Origin of the sequence: Roseovarius salis (assembly GCF_044472985.1) — a bacterium.
Taxonomy (GTDB): Bacteria; Pseudomonadota; Alphaproteobacteria; order Rhodobacterales; family Rhodobacteraceae; genus Roseovarius; species Roseovarius salis.
The window spans coordinates 1-2356 of record NZ_JBISDG010000089.1; the positions used below are offsets into that span (position 1 = coordinate 1).

The 2356-nt window shown below is 66.6% G+C and carries 2 protein-coding genes; both read right to left on the minus strand.

Going from position 1 to position 2356, the window contains the following annotated elements; genetic code table 11:
- Window positions 1–118: 118 nt before the first annotated feature.
- The gene (locus ACH13J_RS18235) at window positions 119–1168 is read right to left on the minus strand and encodes a c-type cytochrome (protein ID WP_397544766.1); all 1050 of its coding nucleotides are present in this window, start codon (window positions 1166–1168) and stop codon (window positions 119–121) included.
- Window positions 1152–2356: sulfite dehydrogenase (gene soxC, locus ACH13J_RS18240; protein ID WP_397544767.1), on the minus strand; the 1205-nt coding region annotated here is incomplete at its 5' end. The genes soxC and ACH13J_RS18235, both read right to left, overlap by 17 nt.

Below are 2356 nucleotides of genomic sequence, written 5' to 3' on the forward strand. Positions count from 1 at the left end.
GCGCCCGACCGGCCCGCCTGCGCCCGCGGTGCTCTGGCCCGCCCCGCCCCTGCCGCCACCCTCCGGCATCGGAGTGCGCGGGCGGCGGGTGGCGAAGACGGCGGGCCGGGCCATTTGCCTACTCCGAGAAGGTGGAAAGATAGGCGGCGATGGCGGCCTGGTCCTCTTCGTCCCGGAGCCCGGCAAAGGCCATCCGCGTTCCCTTGACGAAGCCGCGAGGGTCGGCAAGGAACTCTGCCAGTGTCTCTTCCGTCCAGACGAGCCCCTCCTCGCCCAGCTTCTCGAAGCCCTTGGAATAGCGGAAGCCCTCGACCGACGCGGCCTGGCTGCCCATCACCCCGTTGAGCTGCGGGCCGACGCGATTCTTGGCACCTTCGCCAACCATGTGGCATGCCTTGCACTGGCGGAAGACCTTTTCGCCCTTGGCGACCAGTTCGGGATCGGGGGCCGCCGCGGCGGTTTCTTCCTCTTGCCCGGCATCGGCCATGGCGGTTTCGGTATCCGCGCCCGTGTCGGCGGCCGCCTCCTGCTCATCCTCGTCCACCGGCGTCACGCCGAGGTCGGTGGCGCGCTTTGTGATCTCCACGCCGTCCTTGCAGTTGTCCATGCAAGGATCTTCCTTCCAGAAATGCGCCTCGGCCTCCTCGCGATCATCGACGATGAAGCCATCCGCGTTCGGCATCTCCACCTCAGTGAAGTTCTCGTCGCTCAGAACGAAATCATCCTCCACGATGTAATTGGAATAGAGGATGTAGGCCGTGATGGCATAGACCTCGTCCGTCGTGAGGCTCTGCGCGTTGCCATAGGGCATGGAGCGGTGGACGTAATCCCAGACCGTGGACAGGTAGGGCCAGTAGGAGCCCACCGTCTTGACCGGGTCCTCGTCGGCCAACGTGCCCTCGCCCCCGGCCAGCGGCGGCCAGTTGCCAACGCCCTCGGCGAAATCTCCGTGGCAGACGGCGCAGTTCTCGATGAACGCCGCCTCGCCGGTCCAGACATCGCCGGAGCCTTCGGGCAGGCCGCTGCCATCGGGCATGACGTTCACGTCCCACGCCGCAATCTCCTCCGGCAGGGCCGGGCGGCCAAGGCCGAGTTTCTCGGCCAGTGCCGGCGCGGCTGCGACACCAAGGAGTGCGGCCAGCGCCGTGGCGTTAAGAAACTTCGACATTTTCGGCCTCCCCGTTCTCGCGGACCCACCAGGTCTGGATGCAGTTGTTGTGATAGATCGAGTTCTCGCCGCGCACCTCGCGCAGCTCTTCCTTGGTCGGCTGGACATAGCCCGTCTCGTCCATCGCCCGCGACTGCAGCAGCATCTCGCTGCCGTCCCAGTCGATATCGAGATAGAAGCGCGTCAGCGCCTTGCTTTCGCCGGGCTTGGCCAGCCGCGCGGTCTGCCACGATACGCCGCCGTCCATCGAGACGTCGACGCGCGTGATCGCGCCGCGCCCCGACCACGCCAGACCGGAAATGACCAGCGGCCCCGGGCCGTGCGTGATTGGCGATTGCGGGCTGGGAGAGGTGACGACCGACTTGGCGTCCATCTCCCATGTCCACTTGCGCGATGTCCCGTCGGCCAGCGTGTCGGTGTACTTGGAGGTTTCCTCCCGGCTTTCCACGGGGCCGTCCGTCACCTCGACGCGGCGCAGCCACTTGACCCACATGTTGCCTTCCCAGCCCGGCACGACCAGCCGGACGGGGTAGCCGTGTTCCTTGCGCAGCGCCTCGCCATTGGCCTTGAAGGCCACGAGCACGTCGTCAAGCGCCTTGTCCATCGGGATGGAGCGGCCGTTGGAGGACGCATCGGCCCCCTCGACGAAGATCCACTTGTCCGACAGGTCGCCGGCCGCGTCCAGCCCCGCCTCTTCCAGCAGGGTGCGCAGCGGCACGCCGGTATATTCCATGTTGTGGATCATGCCGTGGGTGAACTGCGCCCCGTTGAGCTGCGCGCCGGCCCATTCCATGCCGGTATTGGCCGCGCATTCGCAGAAATAGACGTGGTTCTCGCGCGGGAAGCGTTCGAGATCGTGATAGGTGAAAACAAGCGGCGTATCCACGAGCCCGTTGATCATCAGCCGGTAGTCCTGCTTGCGCAGCTCGATGGCGCCGGAATGGTGCCGCTCGAAGGCGCAGCCCTGCGGGGTGATGGTGCCGTCGAGCGCATGGATCGGCGTGAAGTTGATAGAGCTGATCGTGTCGGCGGTCAGCCATTCCACGTTGCGGCGGATGACGTCGTCCTCGAACCGGATCGGGAGGCCGTAGGGCGTGGCATCCACCCCCTCGCCCAGGCCCGTGGCCCAGAACTGCGTTTCCGTTATGAGGGGATCGGGCGTGGCCGCGCGCCCCGCCCGATCCGGCC

Coding starts and splice junctions, on each gene's coding strand:
- ACH13J_RS18235 (WP_397544766.1), bottom strand. CDS start 1,168: ATGTCGAAGTTTCTTAACGCCACGGCGCTGGCCGCACTCCTTGGTGTC.